The following is an 18125-nucleotide window of genomic DNA, read 5'->3' on the forward strand; positions in this document are numbered from 1 at the left end:
CTAATCAGTCCCCCCTATTTGAAAGTAATTCATTAATGATTTTTTTAATTTCTTCTCTCTCACCTGAAACTACAAGCATATCTCCTTCTTCAATTACTGTTTCTGGTCCTGGATTAAATAGCTTCTTCATGTTCTTCTTCATAACCGCGATTATTGTTACGCTATATGTTTTTCTTATTTCAAGATCGCCAATTGTTTTTCCGATTGCTGGAGCTGTATTCTCCACTTTGAACCACTCAATCGCTAAACCTTCAAAAACCATCTCAACATTTTCTAACGCCCTAGGCTTATATACCATTCCACCTAATATTGCAGCGATTTGTCTTGCCTCTGAGTCACGTAGTGAAATACTTGAGATGCTTTCTTCATGGTCTGAATCAAAATGATACATTTCTCTACGACCATCATCATGAATGACAATTACCATCTTTTCATTACCTTTCGTAACGATTTGAAACTTATAACCAATACCCGGAAGTTCACTTTCTCTAATATTCATTTTTAGCTCCTCCATAACTTGTTTATTTTAATTTTCTGTTTTTCTGTCTTTTATTCATCCAATCAACTTTAGAAATTCTAACCACTCAGGATATTTGTGATTTGGAAATCTTTTATTGTAATAATAAGTGGACCCTAAAAAGATACTTAAAGATGTAATGATAAAAAATATATTACTTCTCATTTTCAAACTCTCAAGGCTTACTTTCCATAAAGAATCTTCTTTCAAATTATCCCCACCTTCTCGCTTTAAATTTAGTTTTTTAAAATGTAAATAATTCTAAAAATATTACGATGTAACATAATCATAACACAAAAATGTTTTAAGTAACATAATTTTTTAGAAAAATTGATTCTCGTATATTTTTTGCATATAATTTTCTTATTACGAAAAAAAGGAAGTGTATTATATGGTTGATATCTTTAGCAGATTCCTTGAGGTAACGAATAATATTTTATGGTCATATATTCTTATTGCAATGCTAATCGGCTTCGGTCTTTACTTCTCTTTTAAATTAAAATTTGTCCAAATTACTCATTTCAGTGAGATGGTCAGCTTAATTAGTAAAGGGTTTAATCGAAAAGAAAAAAAGAAAGATAGCATCTCACCATTCCAAGCATTTTGCTTAAGTGCAGCAGCACGTATCGGTATCGGAAACTTAGCTGGTGTAGCATTAGCAATTTCAATGGGTGGACCTGGCGCAATATTTTGGATGTGGTTTATCGCAATTATCGGAGCAGCTACTAGTTTTGTAGAATGTACACTTGCGCAAATTTATAAAGTAAAAGATGGAAGTAGGTTCCGTGGTGGACCAGCATATTACATGGAAAAAGGGTTAAACAAACGCTGGATGGGCGTCTGGTTTTCACTTCTTATTACAGTTGCGTACGGATTAATTTTCAATTCAGTGCAAGCGAATACAGTAACAATAGCGTTTGAAAATGCTTTTGGACTAGAGCGAACAATCGTAGGAGCTCTATTAGCCTTATTAGTTGCAGTTATTATTTTTGGTGGCATTAAGAGCATTTCACGTATTACAGAAATGATTGTTCCGCCAATGGCAATCGTTTATATCGGCGTGGCTATTTTTGTCGTTATTAACAACTTCAGTATGTTACCAAGCATTTTCATGGAAATCTTTAACGGTGCATTCGGTTTAGACCAAGCCATCGCTGGTGGTATTGGAGCAGCAATCAAGTTCGGAATTCAGCGCGGTTTATTCGCTACAGAAGCAGGAATGGGTAGTTCTCCTAATGCAGCCGCAACATCTGATGTATCTCACCCTGTAAAACAAGGGCTTGTTCAAGCGTTAGGCGTTTTCGTAGATACATTCTTAGTATGTACATCAACAGCATTTATCGTATTATGTTCTGGACTTTACAAAGGATCAAATTTAGAAGGTATCGAATTAACACAAAACGCATTAAGTTCACAAATTGGACCGTGGGCAAGCACTTTCTTAGCGATTATTATTTTCCTATTCGCTTTCAGTTCACTTCTAGGAAACTACTATTATGGTGAAACAAATATCGCATTCATTAAAGAAAGTAAAACATGGTTAATGATTTATCGTGTTGCAGTTGTCGGAATGGTATTCTTCGGATCAATCGCTGCTCTTAAAACAGTTTGGAGTTTAGCTGATTTATTCATGGGACTAATGGTATTCACAAACTTAATTGCCATCTCATTCCTTAGCAAATTTGCTTACGCTGCATTAGTAGACTATTTGAAGCAAAAGAAACAAGGAAAAGATCCTGTCTTCGTTGCAAACTCTATCCCTGGCTTAAAGAATACAGAGTGCTGGGATGGGCAAGATGTAGAAGAAAAACAAAAGGCTGTTTAACAAATAAAAGCGGAAGCGGCTCGTTCAGAATCGCAGGACACTTCAAGCTCTCGCTCGACCTTGAAGCGCTTTTTGCTTCGAGCGAGAGAGCGAAATGACCGGAGATTCTAGCCGCTGGAGCTGGATATCAATTAAAAGCGGAGGTGACTTGCTCAGAACAGGAGGGCATTGGAGCTCCTGACGAAGAGGCGTTCTTTGCCTCACAGGAAGGCGCGAAATGACCGACTGGTCTAGTCACCGGAGCTGGATATCATTAAAAGCACAAGCGGCTCGTTTAGAACAAGAGCCATATCTCAAACAAAGGCCCTATTACTTCACCGTAATAGGGCCTTTTATTTACAACAGTTCATAATTTGTTCAAATTAATTCCAGCAAAAGGGTTGATTTATAGAGATTACTAGATTATAATGATTATAAATTAGTAATTGATATCACATAACAACTCAAAAGGAGATTGATCATAATGAACAAACAAGTAATCGAAGTATTAAACAAACAAGTAATCGAAGTATTAAACAAACAAGTAATCGAAGTATTAAACAAACAAGTAGCAGACTGGAGCGTTTTATTCACAAAACTTCACAACTTCCATTGGTACGTAAAAGGACCTCAATTCTTCACATTACACGAGAAATTCGAAGAACTTTACACAGAATCAGCTACTCACATCGATGAAATTGCAGAACGTATTTTAGCAATTGGCGGCAAACCAGTAGCAACAATGAAAGAATACTTAGAACTATCTTCTATTCAAGAAGCAGCATACGGAGAAACTGCAGAAGGGATGGTCGAAGCAATCATGAAAGACTACGAAATGATGCTAGTCGAACTGAAAAAAGGCATGGAAATCGCTCAAGACTCTGACGATGAAATGACATCTGACCTACTACTAGGCATCTACACAGAACTAGAAAAACACGCTTGGATGCTACGTGCGTTCTTGAATCAATAATATGTAAAAGCGGAGGCGGCTTGCTCAGAATCGCAGGGCATTGGAGCTCTCGACCTTGAAGCGCTTTTTGCTTCGAGCGAGAGAGCGAAATGACCGGAGATTCTAGCCGCTGGAGCTGGATATTACTTTAAAGCGGAAGCGGCTCGTTCAGAGTCGCTTTTTTCTATAGATTGGTCGCGCATGCTGGTACATGAAATTTATATCAGCGATTTTTCCAATATATCGGCGATTCCCTCCAATATATCAGCGATTTTCCAATTATATCGGCGATTCCCTCCAATATATCAGCGATTTTTTAATTATATCGACTTATCGACAAATCACGACAATATTAACAAACACCTCTCCCCTACTTTTATCAATATATTACAATCTCATCTATGTTAAAATATAGGAAACACCCTTTAGCTTTTCCAAATTCATCATTTACTACTTAAATGACGGGAGTGGTTCAGTTGAAAGACTACTTAATTAGAGCATTTTTTGCATTAATAACAGTTGGGATTCTCTTACTTATAGCTAATATTTTCAATATACGTGTCGAGGTTAAGGACTATGCTTTCCTCGTTGTCGTAGCAATTGGTGGCGGCTGGGGTGGCTGGTACCTGTATAAAAAACAAAGCAATCAAAATAATAAAGGCATTCCAAAGTAATACGGAATGCCTCTTTTTATTGCCTTCTGTAATAAATAATGAAATTCAGACCACTAATACAACCAATCGCAATAAGCATACAAAACGATTGTGGATCTCCACCTAGATTATACTCATCAACGATAAACCCAGACATAAACAACGTTATCGCGGAAACACCGATACACAATACCGAGATAAACCAAAGCGAAAATTCATTAATCAACTCTTTCTTCTGTCTCAAAACAATTAGCATAACAAGAATAGATGCTGCTAAAATACTTTTAAAGACCGGTCTTAAATACACAAACTCCTCCATCTCTTTCTCCTTTTCCAAAAACATTACATCTAAAATTAACATATTTAACCAAATTAAAAACACATGCCATCTTAAATTAAAACGACATGTGTTTCCGTATTTGCTATGATAGTTGCTTCCACTTCGTTCCCAAAACAGGACGCTCATAATTTTGGATTGCATGAATCAGTTTATCTGCTGTCTCTGCTGAAACGATCAATTCTTTATTTGATGGATTCATAAATCCTTCTTCCGCTGCACGTTCAACCATTTGCAAAATTGGTCCGTAAAAACCTTTTATGTTTAATAAACCAACCGGCTTATTATGTATACCAATTTGTGACCAACATACAACTTCAAATAGTTCTTCAAACGTTCCGTATCCGCCTGGAAGCGCAATAAAAGCATCTGCAAGCTCTGCCATTTTAGCTTTACGTTCGTGCATCGTCTCTACTTCAATTAATTCTGTTAATCCTGTATGCACAATTTCTCCTCGGAATAGACCGCGCGGCATAACACCTGTTACACGTCCACCTAAACGAAGAACTTCGTTTGCTACTTCTCCCATTAATCCGACACATGAACCACCATATACGAGCTCATAGTCGTTCTCAACAAACATTTTACCTAACTGAATTGCCTGCTCTTTAAATTCTGGTCTCTCCCCTAAATTAGAACCTGCAAACACACAAATCTTTCTCATCCCTACACCCCGAAACTATATATTGTTATGATACAATGAACATTGTACAACATATTGAGGAGATGAGGAAGAAATGGATATCGTTGCATTTCAAAGATGGGTTGAGGAATTTTACGAAAAACGAAGCTGGTCACAGTATAATGCCTTTATTCGCTTAAATTTCTTAACCGAGGAAGTTGGGGAAGTTTCACGAGTCGTTCGTGCTATTGAAATTGGCCGCGATCGCCCTGATGAAGATGCGAAAACAGAAGAAGAGCTAAAACAAGAACTAAAAGAAGAACTTGGCGATGTACTATCTAACCTTATTATTCTTTCGCAAAAATATGATTTAGACTTACAAGACATTATGGATGCACACGTCACAAAGCTTTCGAAAAGGTTCGAAGCATCTAAATGAGAATATTATCAATTATGTTATAATATTCTTGTCACAATACTAAGGGGGATTTTATGTTATCAAAAAAATTGCACGACGCATTAAATGAACAAATGAACTTTGAATTTTACTCTGCCCATGCTTATATGGCAATGGCTGCTTACTGTACAGCTGAGAGCTATGATGGATTCGCTAACTTTTTCCTTGTACAAGCTGAAGAAGAACGTTTCCACGCAATGAAGCTTTACAACTATATTAATGACCGCGGAGAGCGCGCTATTATTACTGGATTTGATAATCCGAATAACGAATACGAATCTGTATTAAACGCTTTTGAAGTCGCACTTGAGCACGAGCGTGAAGTAACGAAACGTATTTACAACTTATCTGATATCGCTTGGGACGAGCGTGAACATGCAACAATTACATTCTTAAAATGGTTCGTTGACGAACAAGTTGAAGAAGAAGCTTCATTCGATAGCATCATTCAAAAATTAAAACGTATTACAAGCGATTCAAACGCACTGTTTATGCTAGATGCTGAATTAGAGAAACGTACATTTACGCCTCCAGCTGAATAATATTTCAATCACCTTAATACATGAATTAAGGTGATTTTTTTGTTTGCTCTCTATCTTAAAATCACCTTAAATTTCCTCATATTTGACATAGTGCCAGCTATAAAATGGTATTATTTTCAATATAAAAACGAATATACGAGGAGAGGAAAAATGAATCAACGTGTAGAAGCTGTTGATGCAATTCGTGGTTTCGCTTTGTTTGGCATTTTACTAGTCAATATGACATTAATTCAATTCGGGTTCTTCACCAGTGAAAAACCAACTTATCTATTCGGCGATCTTGATAAAGGCGCTAATTGGTTTATTCAATTCTTCGGCACACATAACTTTATATCCCTATTTTCTTTTCTATTTGGACTTAGCATTATCTTGTTACAAAAAAGTATTATCGCAAAAGGAAAAAAATTCTTCCCCACATACATAAGACGTATTATCATTCTTTTACTACTCGGCTACATTCACGGCACTTTTGTTTGGGAGGGAGATATTTTATTTGCATACGGAATAATTGGGATTTTCTTAATGATGTTCATCAATCGAAAACCGAAAACTTTGCTCATTTGGGCGATTATTCTACTCGCACTTATTACACTTATGTCTTATCAAACTGATCCATCTACAAATATAAATGATTTTGCACCTTATACTGAAAAAGAACATAAAGTCCATCAAACTGGAAGCTATATGGATCACGTCAACTTTAGATTGACTGAAAATCCTTTTGATTACATGGGAATTGACGGTGCATTCGGATTATTTTTCATATCAGTTTTCGCAATAATTTTTATGTCTCCACTGTTCCTACTCGGAATGTATGTAGGGAAAAAAGGCTGGCTATTTGAGGTCAATAAACATATACCTGCTGTCAAAAAAATATGGTTTGCCACCGGTCTCTTCTCTTTTACAATTAAAATCTTAGCTATGTTCGTAAAGCACCCGCTTTTAATTATGTTACAAGATGGCCTTACACCAGTAACTATGACCTTCTTTTACGGAAGCACAATCATTTTATTATTCCATTACAAAAAAGCAACCCGTCTACTAACATACATGGCGAACATGGGGAAAATGTCCGTTAGTAATTACTTAGCGCAATCTATTATCGCAACAACTATTTTTTACGCATATGGATTTGGCTTATACGGGAAAATCGGCTATTTCTTCGGTATTCTTTTAACCATCGGAATTTATACGATTCAATTATTCGTTAGCACCTATTGGCTCCAGAAATACCGAATGGGGCCAGTGGAATATGTGTGGAGACTGGGAACTTATTTAGAGAAACCACGTTTTAAAAGAGACTTGGATAAAGCAAGTTAAACAAAAAAAGCAATGAGCCTACGCTCATTGCTTTTCTTAATTTATTAAAGCATAACCCCAACGATAATCGCTGATAATATACTTACTAATGTTGCACCGTATACAAGTTTTAAACCGAATGATGATACAACGTTTGCTTGTTTGCCATCGATACTCTTCGTTGCACCTGCGATAATTCCGATAGATGAGAAGTTCGCAAATGATACAAGGAAGATAGATAAAATACCTACTGTACGAGCTGATAAATCACCAGCTACTTTACCAAGGTCAAGCATTGCAACGAATTCGTTCGTTACTAATTTTGTTGCCATAATTTGTCCTGCTTGTAGCATCTCTGATGTTGGAATACCCATTACGAATGCTAATGGTGAGAAGATATATCCTAAAATGCTTTGGAATGTGATTCCGAAAATTGAATCGAATACACCGTTAATTGCTGTAATTAATGCTACGAAACCGATTAACATCGCCGCTACTGTTACAGCGATAGAGAAACCAAGCATAATATATTCGCCTAACATTTCAAAGAATGTTTGTTTCTTGTCTTCTTGTAATTCTAAAATATCGTCTTCTTCTTTTACTTCATATGGATTAATGATATGAACGATAATGAATCCACTGAATAAGTTTAATACAAGTGCTGTTACTACATATTTTGGATCAATCATTTTCATATAAGAACCGACGATTGACATCGATACTGTAGACATTGAAGATGCACAAAGTGTGTATAAGCGATTTTTCGGTAATTTGCTTAGTTGATCTTTTACCGTAATGAATACTTCCCCTTGACCAACGATTGCAGCTGCTACCGCATTATATGATTCTAGTTTTCCTAAACCGTTAACTTTACTTAATAGGAAACCGACTGCACGAATGATAATCGGTAAAACTTTAATATGTTGCAGAATCCCGATTAATACTGCTAAGAAAATAATCGGTAATAATACTGTTAAGAAGAATGGTGCTTGTCCATCGTTTGCTAGACCACCAAATACGAAATTAACCCCAGCTTCCGCAAATTTTAAAATGGCGCCAAATCCATCTGCAATCCCTTTTACTAATACGAATCCGACCTTTGTATTTAGTAAGAAATACGCAAGTACCAATTGAATGACAAGCATAAGTGCAATTGGTTTATATTTAATTTTCTTACGATCTGAACTGATAAGGAAACCTAGTACAAACACTACAAGTAAACCGACTAGAAACATTACGAACTTCATATGTGAATCCTCCACTTCTCCCACGAGTTATTGGTCGTATAACGTATAACGAATGACGTCTGACCATTGTTGTTAAAAAATTTAAAACCCCTAAAACTATTCAACTGTCATCTAAAATCAGTAAGCGTTTACATAAATTGCAATTTATAAAAGGTAGCTTCTTCTCTCCTACCATAATTGAAAGTCTGAAATTGATACCACCTACAAATCAAATTGTAAGCGTTATCTAGACGAAATGCAATATAAATTTTAAAAGATTTTTATATGTTAATATATTCCTAATTAATTGGTTTTTTCATGCAAATTTACCATAAAAATAGCCCTAGCTATGAGCTAGGACCATCTTTTTTTATAACATAACACCAACGATAATCGCTGATAGAATACTTACTAATGTCGCACCGTACACAAGGCGTAGACCAAATGATGATACAACATTTGATTGATTTTCATCGATACCTTTCGTTGCACCTGCGATAATTCCGATAGATGAGAAGTTCGCAAATGATACAAGGAATACAGAAAGGATACCAACTGTACGAGCCGATAAATCACCAGCTACTTTTCCAAGATCAAGCATCGCAACAAACTCGTTTGATACTAATTTTGTTGCCATAATTTGTCCCGCTGTTACCATCTCAGCTTGCGGGATACCCATTACGAATGCTAATGGTGAGAAAATATATCCTAAAATAGCTTGGAATGTAATACCGAACATTGAATCAAACAAGCTATTAATTGCTGTAATTAATGCTACAAAACCAAGTAACATAGCTGCTACTGTAATCGCAATCGTGAAACCAAGCATAATGTACTCGCTTAGCATTTCAAAGAATGATTGTTTTTTCTTATTTTCTAATTTCAGTGTATCTTCTTCTTCTGTAATATCGTACGGGTTAATAATATGAATGATAATGAAACCACTAAATAAATTTAATACAAGTGCTGTTACTACATATTTCGGTTCGATCATTTTCATATAAGAACCAACGATTGACATCGACACTGTCGACATAGAAGATGCACATAATGTATATAAACGATGTTTTGGGATTTTACTTAATTGATCTTTTACTGTAATAAATACTTCTGCTTGTCCAACAATGGCAGCTGCTACTGCATTATATGATTCTAGTTTTCCTAGACCATTTACTTTACTTAACAACGTACCAATAGCACGAATAAATATCGGTAAAATTTTAAAGTGTTGCAGAATTCCGATTAAAACCGCAAAGAATACGATTGGTAATAGCGCTGTTAAGAAGAATGAAACCTCTCCTTTATTAACAAGACCACCAAATACGAAAACGATTCCAGCTTCCGCATATCCAAGAAGTGCGCCAAATCCATCTGAAATTCCTTTTACTAAAATATAACCAACTTGCGTATTTAATAAGAAATAAGATAATGCTAGCTGAATAATAAGCATAATTGCGATTGGTTTATACTTAATCTTCTTTCGATCGGCACTTATAAGAAAACCGAGTACAAATACAACGAGTAATCCTACAAGGAACATAACAAACTTCATTAATAAAATCCTCCATTTAACTCTTCATTAACGTTGAACGTCTGACCATTCAAAACAAGAAATAATCCGAACTTTCCATTTCTCCTCCGTAACCTTCGATTGGATAGGAAATGTCATAAAAACTCTTGTTTCAAAGGCATTTTCCATTCTAACATAAATCACAACTCATATCCGCACTTTTCTTTAAAAAATTACATTTAATTATGAAATGCTCATAAATGTTCGTCTTTTACCATCTATAAACAACTGGATAAAACAAAAAATGAGCATCAAGTTTCACTTGATGCTCACCTCATTATACTGCTTTTTCTTTATCAGCTACTGCTGACTTATCCCAGCACTCTGTATTTTTCAAACCTGGAATAGAATCCGCATAGAATACCGGATCTTTCCCTTGTTTCTTTTGATTTACGTAATCTGATAATGCCGCAAAAGCATACTTAGAGAGGAATACAATCGCCACTAAGTTAATAACAGCCATAATACCCATGAATAAATCTGCTACATCCCAAACGATTTGAATTGTCGCTACAGATCCTAACATAACCATACCAAGTACAGCAATGCGGTACGCTGTTAATAGCACTTTACTTCCATTTAAGAATTCAATATTTGTTTCACCATAGTAGTAGTTACCTACTAATGAACTAAATGCAAACAAGAAGATTGCAACTGCTACAAATATAGAAGCCCATGGACCGATATGTTGACTTAACGCCTGCTGCGTTAATTGAATTCCATTTAAATCAGCTGCATTATGCACATCTGATAAAAGAATAATAAATGCTGTACAACTACAAATTAATAATGTATCTGTAAATACCCCTAAAGTTTGAATAAAACCTTGTTTAACTGGATGCGTTACGTTTGCAGTCGCTGCTGCGTTCGGCGCACTACCCATACCTGCTTCATTTGAGAATAACCCACGTTTTACCCCTAATAAAATCGCAGCTCCTAATCCTCCGCCTACTACTTCTTTAATTCCGAAAGCATGTAAGAAAATTTCTTTAAATACATATGGAATTGACGTAATGTTTGTTACGACAACGAATAATGCCACTGCTACATAAATAATTGCCATTACTGGAACAATCATTTCAACCGCGCGTGCAATTCGTTTTACTCCGCCGAAAATAATAACTGCAAGTAAACCAGCCATAACAAGACCGACTAATCTACTATCTGTTTTGAATGCCCCATCAAAAGCTGCCGCTACAGTATTAGACTGTACAGCATTAAAAATCAATCCGAAACTTACTGTTATTAGAACAGAGAACACAACACCTAACCAGCGTTTATTTAAACCCTTTTCCATATAATACGCTGGGCCCCCACGGAATGCATTCCCATCTTTCACTTTATAAATTTGCGCTAATGTGCTCTCTACAAATGCAGAAGCACCCCCAATTACCGCGATTAACCACATCCAAAATACTGCTCCTGGACCACCCGCTGAGATTGCGATAGCTACACCAGCTAAGTTACCAGTACCTACACGAGAAGCTGTACTCATACAAAATGCTTGGAATGATGATACGCCACTCTTCTCTTTTTGCGCTTTTCTCGTTTTCGAGCTTGCTCCATCCCCAAGTAATCGAATCATTTCACCGAAGTAACGAACTTGGACAAATTTCACACGAAATGAAAAATAGAGCCCTAACCCAATTAACATCGCAATAATGACATATGACCAAAGGATATTATTTACATCCCCAATTACCCTAGCTAAAAAATCCATATTTGCATTGCCCCCTCTTCCTAACAATAAGAAAATTATATTCTAAAAACTTTTAGTAATCAAGAACTTTATGTTAGGTTTTATGACATGAATACGTTAACTATATTAACATACGTGTTTTTTTCATAAAAATATAGCTATTACATGCATTTATCCAATACTCAATCTCTTATCCTCTTCGCCCAGCCATACTTTTAAAACAGTACGTTCCCCACAAATAACGAGAGGAACAAACAAAAAAGTTATATTAATAATTACCCCTCACCCTTTTCATCATTTACTACAACAAAAAAGGCGAGCATCAAATTTACCTCGATGCTCGCCTTTTCAATTACACTGCTTTTTCTTTATCTGTTACCACTGGCTTATCCCAGCACTCTGTATTCGTTAAACCAGGAATAGAATCTGCACTGAAGACTGGATCTTCCCCTTGTTTCTTTTGCCTTACATAGTCTGTTAATGCCGCGTACGCAAATCGGCCAAGAAGTGTAATCGCAATTAAGTTCGTTATTACCATTAGACCCATAAATAAGTCTGCCATATTCCATACAACTTGAAGCGTCGCAACAGAACCGAATAATACCATTCCAACTACCGCAATACGGTAAATTGTTAACCACGTTTTACTTTGCTTAATAAATTCAATATTTGTTTCACCATAGTAGTAGTTTCCTAGAAGTGAACTGAAAGCGAATAAGAAAATAATAATCGCTAAGAAACTGCTCGCCCACGGGCCAATTTGTGAACTTAATGCATTTTGTGTTAGTTCAATACCTTCTAAATTCGTTGCTTTATATGCACCAGAACATAGTACGATAAATGCTGTTGATGTACATACTAAGAATGTATCTACTAAAACCCCGATTGTTTGAATAAAACCTTGTTTGGCTGGATGCGTTACATCAGCTGTTGCTGCCGCGTTCGGCGCACTACCCATACCTGCTTCGTTCGCAAATAATCCGCGCTGAATACCATATTTCATCGCAGCACCGATACCACCGCCTACAGCTGAATCTAAACCAAATGCACCTTTAAAGATTTCTGTAAACACATCTGGTAGTAAATAGAAGTTTTTAATAACAACGAAAATCGCTACCGCAATATAAAGAATTGCCATTGGCGGAACAATCATTTCCGACATACGTGCAATACTTTTTACACCACCAAAAATAATAACCGCAACTAATACTGCTAATACAATCCCAACAACGTAACGCTCAATACCAAATGCATTTTTAAACGCTAATGTAACTGTGTTTGCTTGTACTGAGTTGAAAATTAAACCGTAACTAATTGTAATCAGAATAGAGAACCAAATCCCCATCCAACGTTTATTTAAACCTTTTTCCATATAATAAGCAGGACCACCACGGAAGCCACTGCCATCTTTTATTTTATAAATTTGTGCAAGCGTACTTTCTACGAAACTTGAAGAAGCCCCGATAATCGCAATAACCCACATCCAAAATACAGCTCCAGGTCCTCCCATAGAAATAGCTAACGCTACACCAGCTAAGTTCCCGATACCAATACGAGCTGCAGAACTCATACAAAATGCTTGGAACGATGATACGCTGCCCTTTTTACGTGTCTTTCCAGTTAGTCCATCACTCATTAAACGAACCATTTCCCCTAAATGAGTAATTTGTACGAATTTCAATTTAATAGAAAAATAAAGACCTAAACCAATTAACATTGCAATAAGAATATATGACCAAAGAATTGTATTTGTTGATGAAATAAATTGCTCTAAAATATTCATACAATTAACCCCTCCTTTTCTCCATAAAACGAATTATATTTAAAAAACATTCAAAAATCAACATTTTTCGACAATTTGCAATTTCCAAATATTAGCCAGGTTCACAGTAACAATATCTTTATGACTGACTACCCTCCCTCTAACTGTGCATACTAAAACAAAAAATAAATTCACAAACAACCCTATTGACAAAAATACCAACCTGTAACTATAATGATTACAACAGGTTGTAACAAACCTAATTACAACAAATTCATTTACTTTCAGATATACACTTTAACAAAACACTTTGGAGGGATTTATTATGAAAATCGGAATTATCGGAGCAACTGGTAAAGCAGGAAGTCGTATTTTAAAAGAAGCATTGGATCGCGGACATGAAGTAACTGCAATCGTAAGAAACGCTGCAAAAATTACAGAAGAAAACGTAAAAGTTTTAGAGAAAGATGTATTCTCTCTTACATCTAACGACCTGCAGGCATTTGACGTAGTTGTAAATGCATTCGGTGCTCCAGCAGGCGAAGAACACCTTCACGTAGATGCAGGAAACGTACTTATTGAAGCTATGAAAGGTGCACCAAATACAAAATTACTTGTAGTTGGAGGCGCTGGAAGCTTATTTGTAGACGAAGAGAAAACAACACGTGTATTTGAGACACCAGGTTTCCCGAAAGAATATCTTGCAACAGCTCAAAACCAAGGTAAAAACTTAGAAATTTTACAACAAACAAATGATATCACTTGGACATTCATCAGCCCTTCTGCACTATTCGCATTAGGAAAACGCACTGGTTCTTACAAAGCTGGCAAAGACAATCTTCTTGTTAACTCAAAAGGTGATAGCTACGTAAGTTACGAAGACTTCGCAGTTGCAGCACTTGATGAGATTGAAAACCCAAAACATGTAAACGAACGCTTCACAGTAGTTTCTGAAGCTGAATAATAGAAAAAGCTCGTAAAACATAATGTTTTACGAGCTTTTTTTATTATTACACTTGTTCTAAACCATTTGGAGTAACCTTAAAGGAAATTTCTTTAAACTTTTTCTTATCTCCTTTTCCAACTAACTCACTCTTTTTATACCAACTTAAACGATCTGACTCGGCATGATACACTTTCAATACGTCACCATACTCGAACGCCATACCATTTACTTGTTCTGCAAAATTCTGCGAAGTTTCTTGTCCTTCTGCGGTTACATGCTTTTTCTCAGTTCCATTTTGATCATAAATCGTAAGGCCTATATACTGTTCATTTACAAAGCGATAATGAATCTCATCATTTGTAAATGTTGCATGTAATTTCTTTTCAGCGTGGTTTAACGTAATAATTGAACGTGTAACATCGGACACACCTTGATAGACTAGACTATCCCCATATGTCACTTCTACAGGAACTTCCGTCACTTTCTTATTTCCAAATCGATCTTTCGTTTCTACTTTCACTTTTTGCTGACCAATTTTTGTCGTATCTATTTCCCCTACAAAACCTACTACTTCTCCACCCTGTACTTCAACAAAGTTCTTCGCGTCTAGCGTTTCGCTATTTGTTCCGATTACTACTTGCTGCGGATTTGCTTTTACTGTTTGCTCACCGTCTAATCTTTCAAATCCATTTTCAGTTATTTTGAAGACTAATTCCTTTATCTCTTTACTTTTTCCTTCGCCCACATATACATCTTTTTGATACCAATGTAAACGAGAAGATTCCGCATGATATACTTTCACTACATCTCCATACTCAAATGCAATTCCATTTACTTCCTTAGCAAATTCTTGCGTATTCTCTAAACCTTTTACTGCTATATTTTTCTTCACTCTTCCTTCTTTATCGTACAATGTGAATTCAAAATACTTTTCATCTTTAAAGTAATCATGAATTAGGTTCTTTGTATCTGTCGCACTCAGTTTTTTCGTATCATGATGCAAAGTTACAATTGATTTTAAGTCACCATCTCTATAGCTTAGCCCATATACAAGTAGGCTATCTCCATATGTTACTATTAGAGGAACTTCTGTCACTTTCTTATTTCCAAATCGATCTTTCGTTTCTACTTTTACTTTTTGTTCTCCGATTTTTGATGTATTTGGTTTTTCTGCAAAACCAACCACTTCTCCATCTTTTACTTGTACAAATTCTTTCGGATCTAGTTTGTCTACATCCATTCCGACTACTACTTTTTGCGGTTTCGCCGTCACTTCTTGTAAACTATCTTTTAATTCGAACCCTTGCTCAGTGATTTGGAATAATTTCTCTTTTTTATTTTTAGCCTTCCCTTGATCTACAAGTGTATTATTTTGGTACCACTTCAGACGATCCGGTTCTGCATGGAATACTTTTACTACATCACCATATTCAAAATCCAATTCATTTAGTTCCATCGCAAATCTTTTTCCCGTTTCTTGTCCTTCTGCAGATACACGTTTCTTTTCAATCCCATTTCGATCATATAGCGTTAAGCCCATATATTCTTCTTTTTCAAAACGGTAATGTATTTCATTATTAGTAAAGTTTACATTTAATTTCTTCTTATTGTGGTGAAGTGTCACTGTCGACATTACATCATCTGAAAGTCCTTGAAAAACTATACTGTCATCATAAAATCCGTTAACTTGGACAGGAATTGAATTTTTATTTCTTTTCTCATCCCCAATTTCTACTAACACTTCCTGTTTACCATTCTCTAGTTTAGGCCATACAATCTTTCCTGTTACTTTTACATTCTCACCTAAATTTCGAACAAGTTTACTTGCTTCATTCTCGTCAGAATCTGTACCAACTAAAAGATTTTGTACTTCATTAGCAGGTTCACCATATGGAACCTTATACGGTTCAACTTGCTTCTCACGAATATCATTACTATCTGTAGCTTTCCAGATTTCCTTTTCTAATTTAGGTAACTTTGATTTTTCTATTTTCTCTCTAATATCATCATTTGGTGTTAATCCCCATTCCTCAAAGAAAGGAATTAAATTTTGCCCTGCCACTTGCGATGTCATATAAATAAATAGCTGCTTTTTCTCTTCATCAGAATGAGGCATTTCACTCTGAGGTAACAAACGATAAGCTTGATGTAACCTAGGATAAAAATGTTCTCCATACACTACATTTAATTGCCAAAACATTGTAAGAGGATTAATGTCATCAATGAATCTTTCTGCTTTAGGCTTCTCTAAATACTCAAATGAGTTTTTATAGTGCTCATCCATTTCTAATTGATTCCCTAACGCCTTTTGAACAGCTAATGAGTAAATATTTACTGTTACTTCCCTTACTTTAGACCACTTCCACGGTTCTTGCTGATGTAAATGACCAACTTCATGCCACGGTCCCCATCCATCCTTCTCAAGTACCTCTATATCTAAAACTCTATTCATTGCAGTTGGAATATATCCTGTATGATAATGTTTTGCAAACATAAAGTCCCCTTTAGCAGGCTTCCGTTTTTCAACAAACTGAACATAATGAGTTGGAGATTTTGCAAACCCAACACTGTCCTCAGATAACCCTGCCACCGCGTTTTCTAAACGGATAATCTTATCATGCAATTTCATTAAATCTGTTGGATCCGTATTCTTCATATATTTCTGCACAGAATCGTAAGTAGTAGTAATTAAGCTTCTCTCACCTTTTAATTCAACTGCATAAGGATCCTTATATTTTTTTAACATTTCATCCCAATCTTTTTTTGTATGCTTACCTAAAATAAATAAAGGAAAGTGACTACCACCATTTGTAACGGAAGCTGTTACTTCTCCTTCGTTATTCATATTATAAAAATATAAAATACCGCCTCTTGAAGATGAAATAACATTTTTCCCTGGTTTTAAATCAAACTCCTCTGGGTCCTTTTCATCATAAGATCTCGTTCCAATAAAAGCTTGGATAGACTGCGTTCCTTTTATGTCAATTGTAATCTCTTCATTTGGCTCTGCATAAATTCCAGTCGGTTCATTAGCGGAAAGTTTCCAAGTAACTCTTAAACGATTATTTTCTTCTTCTACGCTACCTTTCCCCGGCAACTGAAATACTCTCTGCTCAAAATTATTCTCTTTTACCTCTTCTAATTTCCCACCTTTATTTTCTTCCAAAGGTGCTGCATATCCTTTCGATGCTTCGAAAGCTACTGGCGATAATAATGTAGATATACATATTCCAGCTACTAATACCCTACTCGTCTTTTTCTTCGACATAATCTGTGTCCCCTGTTCCTTTATTTAGATAAACTACCCTATATATTCATCTAATAAGTAATCCTATTATTTCTATAAAAAAATTTAATGAATGGACTAACACCTCGCGCACCTGTATCTATTACTACCGCATTTCTCTCCATGCATTCGCTTTCTTACATTGTAAAATTTATATGTAATATGCCCTCCTCACTTCTCTCTATTTGTGATGAGTTCTCTTGCTACATAAAAAAGAGAATAGTAAAAGATATTTTTCAGTATTGTCATCTATACATCTAAAAATAAAAATAACAATAAAAACTTACATTTTCTTCATATATGACCATCTATAGGTAGTTTTTCCAAATGAATTTTACACGCTTTACACTTTGTTTGATAGCCTCTCTAATTAGAATAATGTTACAATTTCGTGAATAAAATCTATTTATTGTAACGTTTAGATTTTGTCACATTTTATTATTTTCAAATACT

General features: G+C 35.6%; 15 protein-coding genes. 7 read left to right on the top strand and 8 right to left on the bottom strand.

The features are described from left to right. Positions 1–4: 4 nt before the first annotated feature. A complete protein-coding gene (locus tag DN407_RS25000; protein ID WP_001026075.1) occupies positions 5–499 on the bottom strand; it encodes a cation:proton antiporter regulatory subunit in 495 nt (164 codons plus the stop codon). A gap of 409 nt (positions 500–908) precedes the next feature. On the opposite strand from DN407_RS25000, the gene DN407_RS25010 reads away from it, so the two are divergent. From DN407_RS25010 to DN407_RS25020, 3 genes are all read left to right on the top strand, one after another. Further along, positions 909–2342 carry an alanine/glycine:cation symporter family protein gene (locus DN407_RS25010; protein ID WP_000227591.1) on the top strand — a complete coding sequence of 478 codons (1434 nt, stop codon included), beginning with the start codon at positions 909–911 and terminating at the stop codon, positions 2340–2342. Positions 2343–2805: 463 nt separating this feature from the next. Then, positions 2806–3294, top strand: a complete 489-nt coding sequence (locus DN407_RS25015) for a Dps family protein (protein ID WP_149216690.1) — start codon at positions 2806–2808, stop codon at positions 3292–3294. Positions 3295–3749: 455 nt separating this feature from the next. Continuing rightward, positions 3750–3947, top strand: coding sequence for a hypothetical protein (locus DN407_RS25020; protein ID WP_000656313.1), 198 nt, complete (start codon positions 3750–3752; stop codon positions 3945–3947). Positions 3948–3963: 16 nt separating this feature from the next. Here DN407_RS25020 and DN407_RS25025 read toward each other — a convergent pair whose 3' ends face one another. Beyond that, positions 3964–4245, bottom strand: a complete 282-nt coding sequence (locus DN407_RS25025) for a hypothetical protein (protein WP_098022373.1) — start codon at positions 4243–4245, stop codon at positions 3964–3966. Between the two features lie 103 nt (positions 4246–4348). Beyond that, positions 4349–4927: an LOG family protein gene (locus tag DN407_RS25030; RefSeq protein ID WP_001225751.1), complete on the bottom strand. Its 579-nt coding sequence runs from the start codon at positions 4925–4927 to the stop codon at positions 4349–4351. A gap of 73 nt (positions 4928–5000) precedes the next feature. Here DN407_RS25030 and DN407_RS25035 point away from each other — a divergent pair, with 73 nt between their 5' ends. The 3 genes from DN407_RS25035 (at position 5001) to DN407_RS25045 (ending at position 7204) form a co-directional block, all read left to right on the top strand. Then, positions 5001–5324 carry a MazG nucleotide pyrophosphohydrolase domain-containing protein gene (locus DN407_RS25035; protein WP_000355746.1) on the top strand — a complete coding sequence of 108 codons (324 nt, stop codon included), beginning with the start codon at positions 5001–5003 and terminating at the stop codon, positions 5322–5324. A 53-nt stretch (positions 5325–5377) separates the two neighbouring features. After that, positions 5378–5884 carry a ferritin gene (locus tag DN407_RS25040; protein ID WP_000949403.1) on the top strand — a complete coding sequence of 169 codons (507 nt, stop codon included), beginning with the start codon at positions 5378–5380 and terminating at the stop codon, positions 5882–5884. Positions 5885–6034: 150 nt separating this feature from the next. Beyond that, the gene (locus DN407_RS25045) at positions 6035–7204 is read left to right on the top strand and encodes a DUF418 domain-containing protein (RefSeq protein WP_016110912.1); all 1170 of its coding nucleotides are present in this window, start codon (positions 6035–6037) and stop codon (positions 7202–7204) included. Between the two features lie 44 nt (positions 7205–7248). On the opposite strand, the gene DN407_RS25050 is transcribed toward DN407_RS25045, so the two are convergent. The 4 genes from DN407_RS25050 to DN407_RS25065 form a co-directional block, all read right to left on the bottom strand. Beyond that, a complete protein-coding gene (locus DN407_RS25050) occupies positions 7249–8430 on the bottom strand; it encodes a NupC/NupG family nucleoside CNT transporter (RefSeq protein ID WP_000673874.1) in 1182 nt (393 codons plus the stop codon). Positions 8431–8779: 349 nt separating this feature from the next. Then, a complete protein-coding gene (locus tag DN407_RS25055) occupies positions 8780–9961 on the bottom strand; it encodes a NupC/NupG family nucleoside CNT transporter (protein ID WP_000673839.1) in 1182 nt (393 codons plus the stop codon). A gap of 295 nt (positions 9962–10256) precedes the next feature. Then, positions 10257–11699: an alanine/glycine:cation symporter family protein gene (locus tag DN407_RS25060; RefSeq protein ID WP_016110914.1), complete on the bottom strand. Its 1443-nt coding sequence runs from the start codon at positions 11697–11699 to the stop codon at positions 10257–10259. A 331-nt stretch (positions 11700–12030) separates the two neighbouring features. Then, the gene (locus DN407_RS25065; protein ID WP_149216691.1) at positions 12031–13461 is read right to left on the bottom strand and encodes an alanine/glycine:cation symporter family protein; all 1431 of its coding nucleotides are present in this window, start codon (positions 13459–13461) and stop codon (positions 12031–12033) included. Between the two features lie 304 nt (positions 13462–13765). On the opposite strand from DN407_RS25065, the gene DN407_RS25070 reads away from it, so the two are divergent. Beyond that, a complete protein-coding gene (locus DN407_RS25070; protein WP_000689896.1) occupies positions 13766–14404 on the top strand; it encodes an NAD(P)-dependent oxidoreductase in 639 nt (212 codons plus the stop codon). Positions 14405–14450: 46 nt separating this feature from the next. On the opposite strand, the gene DN407_RS25075 is transcribed toward DN407_RS25070, so the two are convergent. Then, positions 14451–17654, bottom strand: a complete 3204-nt coding sequence (locus DN407_RS25075; RefSeq protein WP_139894706.1) for a putative mucin/carbohydrate-binding domain-containing protein — start codon at positions 17652–17654, stop codon at positions 14451–14453. Between the last annotated feature and the right edge of the window lie 471 nt (positions 17655–18125).

The sequence above is a fragment of the Bacillus sp. JAS24-2 genome (assembly GCF_008274905.1).
GTDB lineage: Bacteria > Bacillota > Bacilli > Bacillales > Bacillaceae_G > Bacillus_A > Bacillus_A cereus.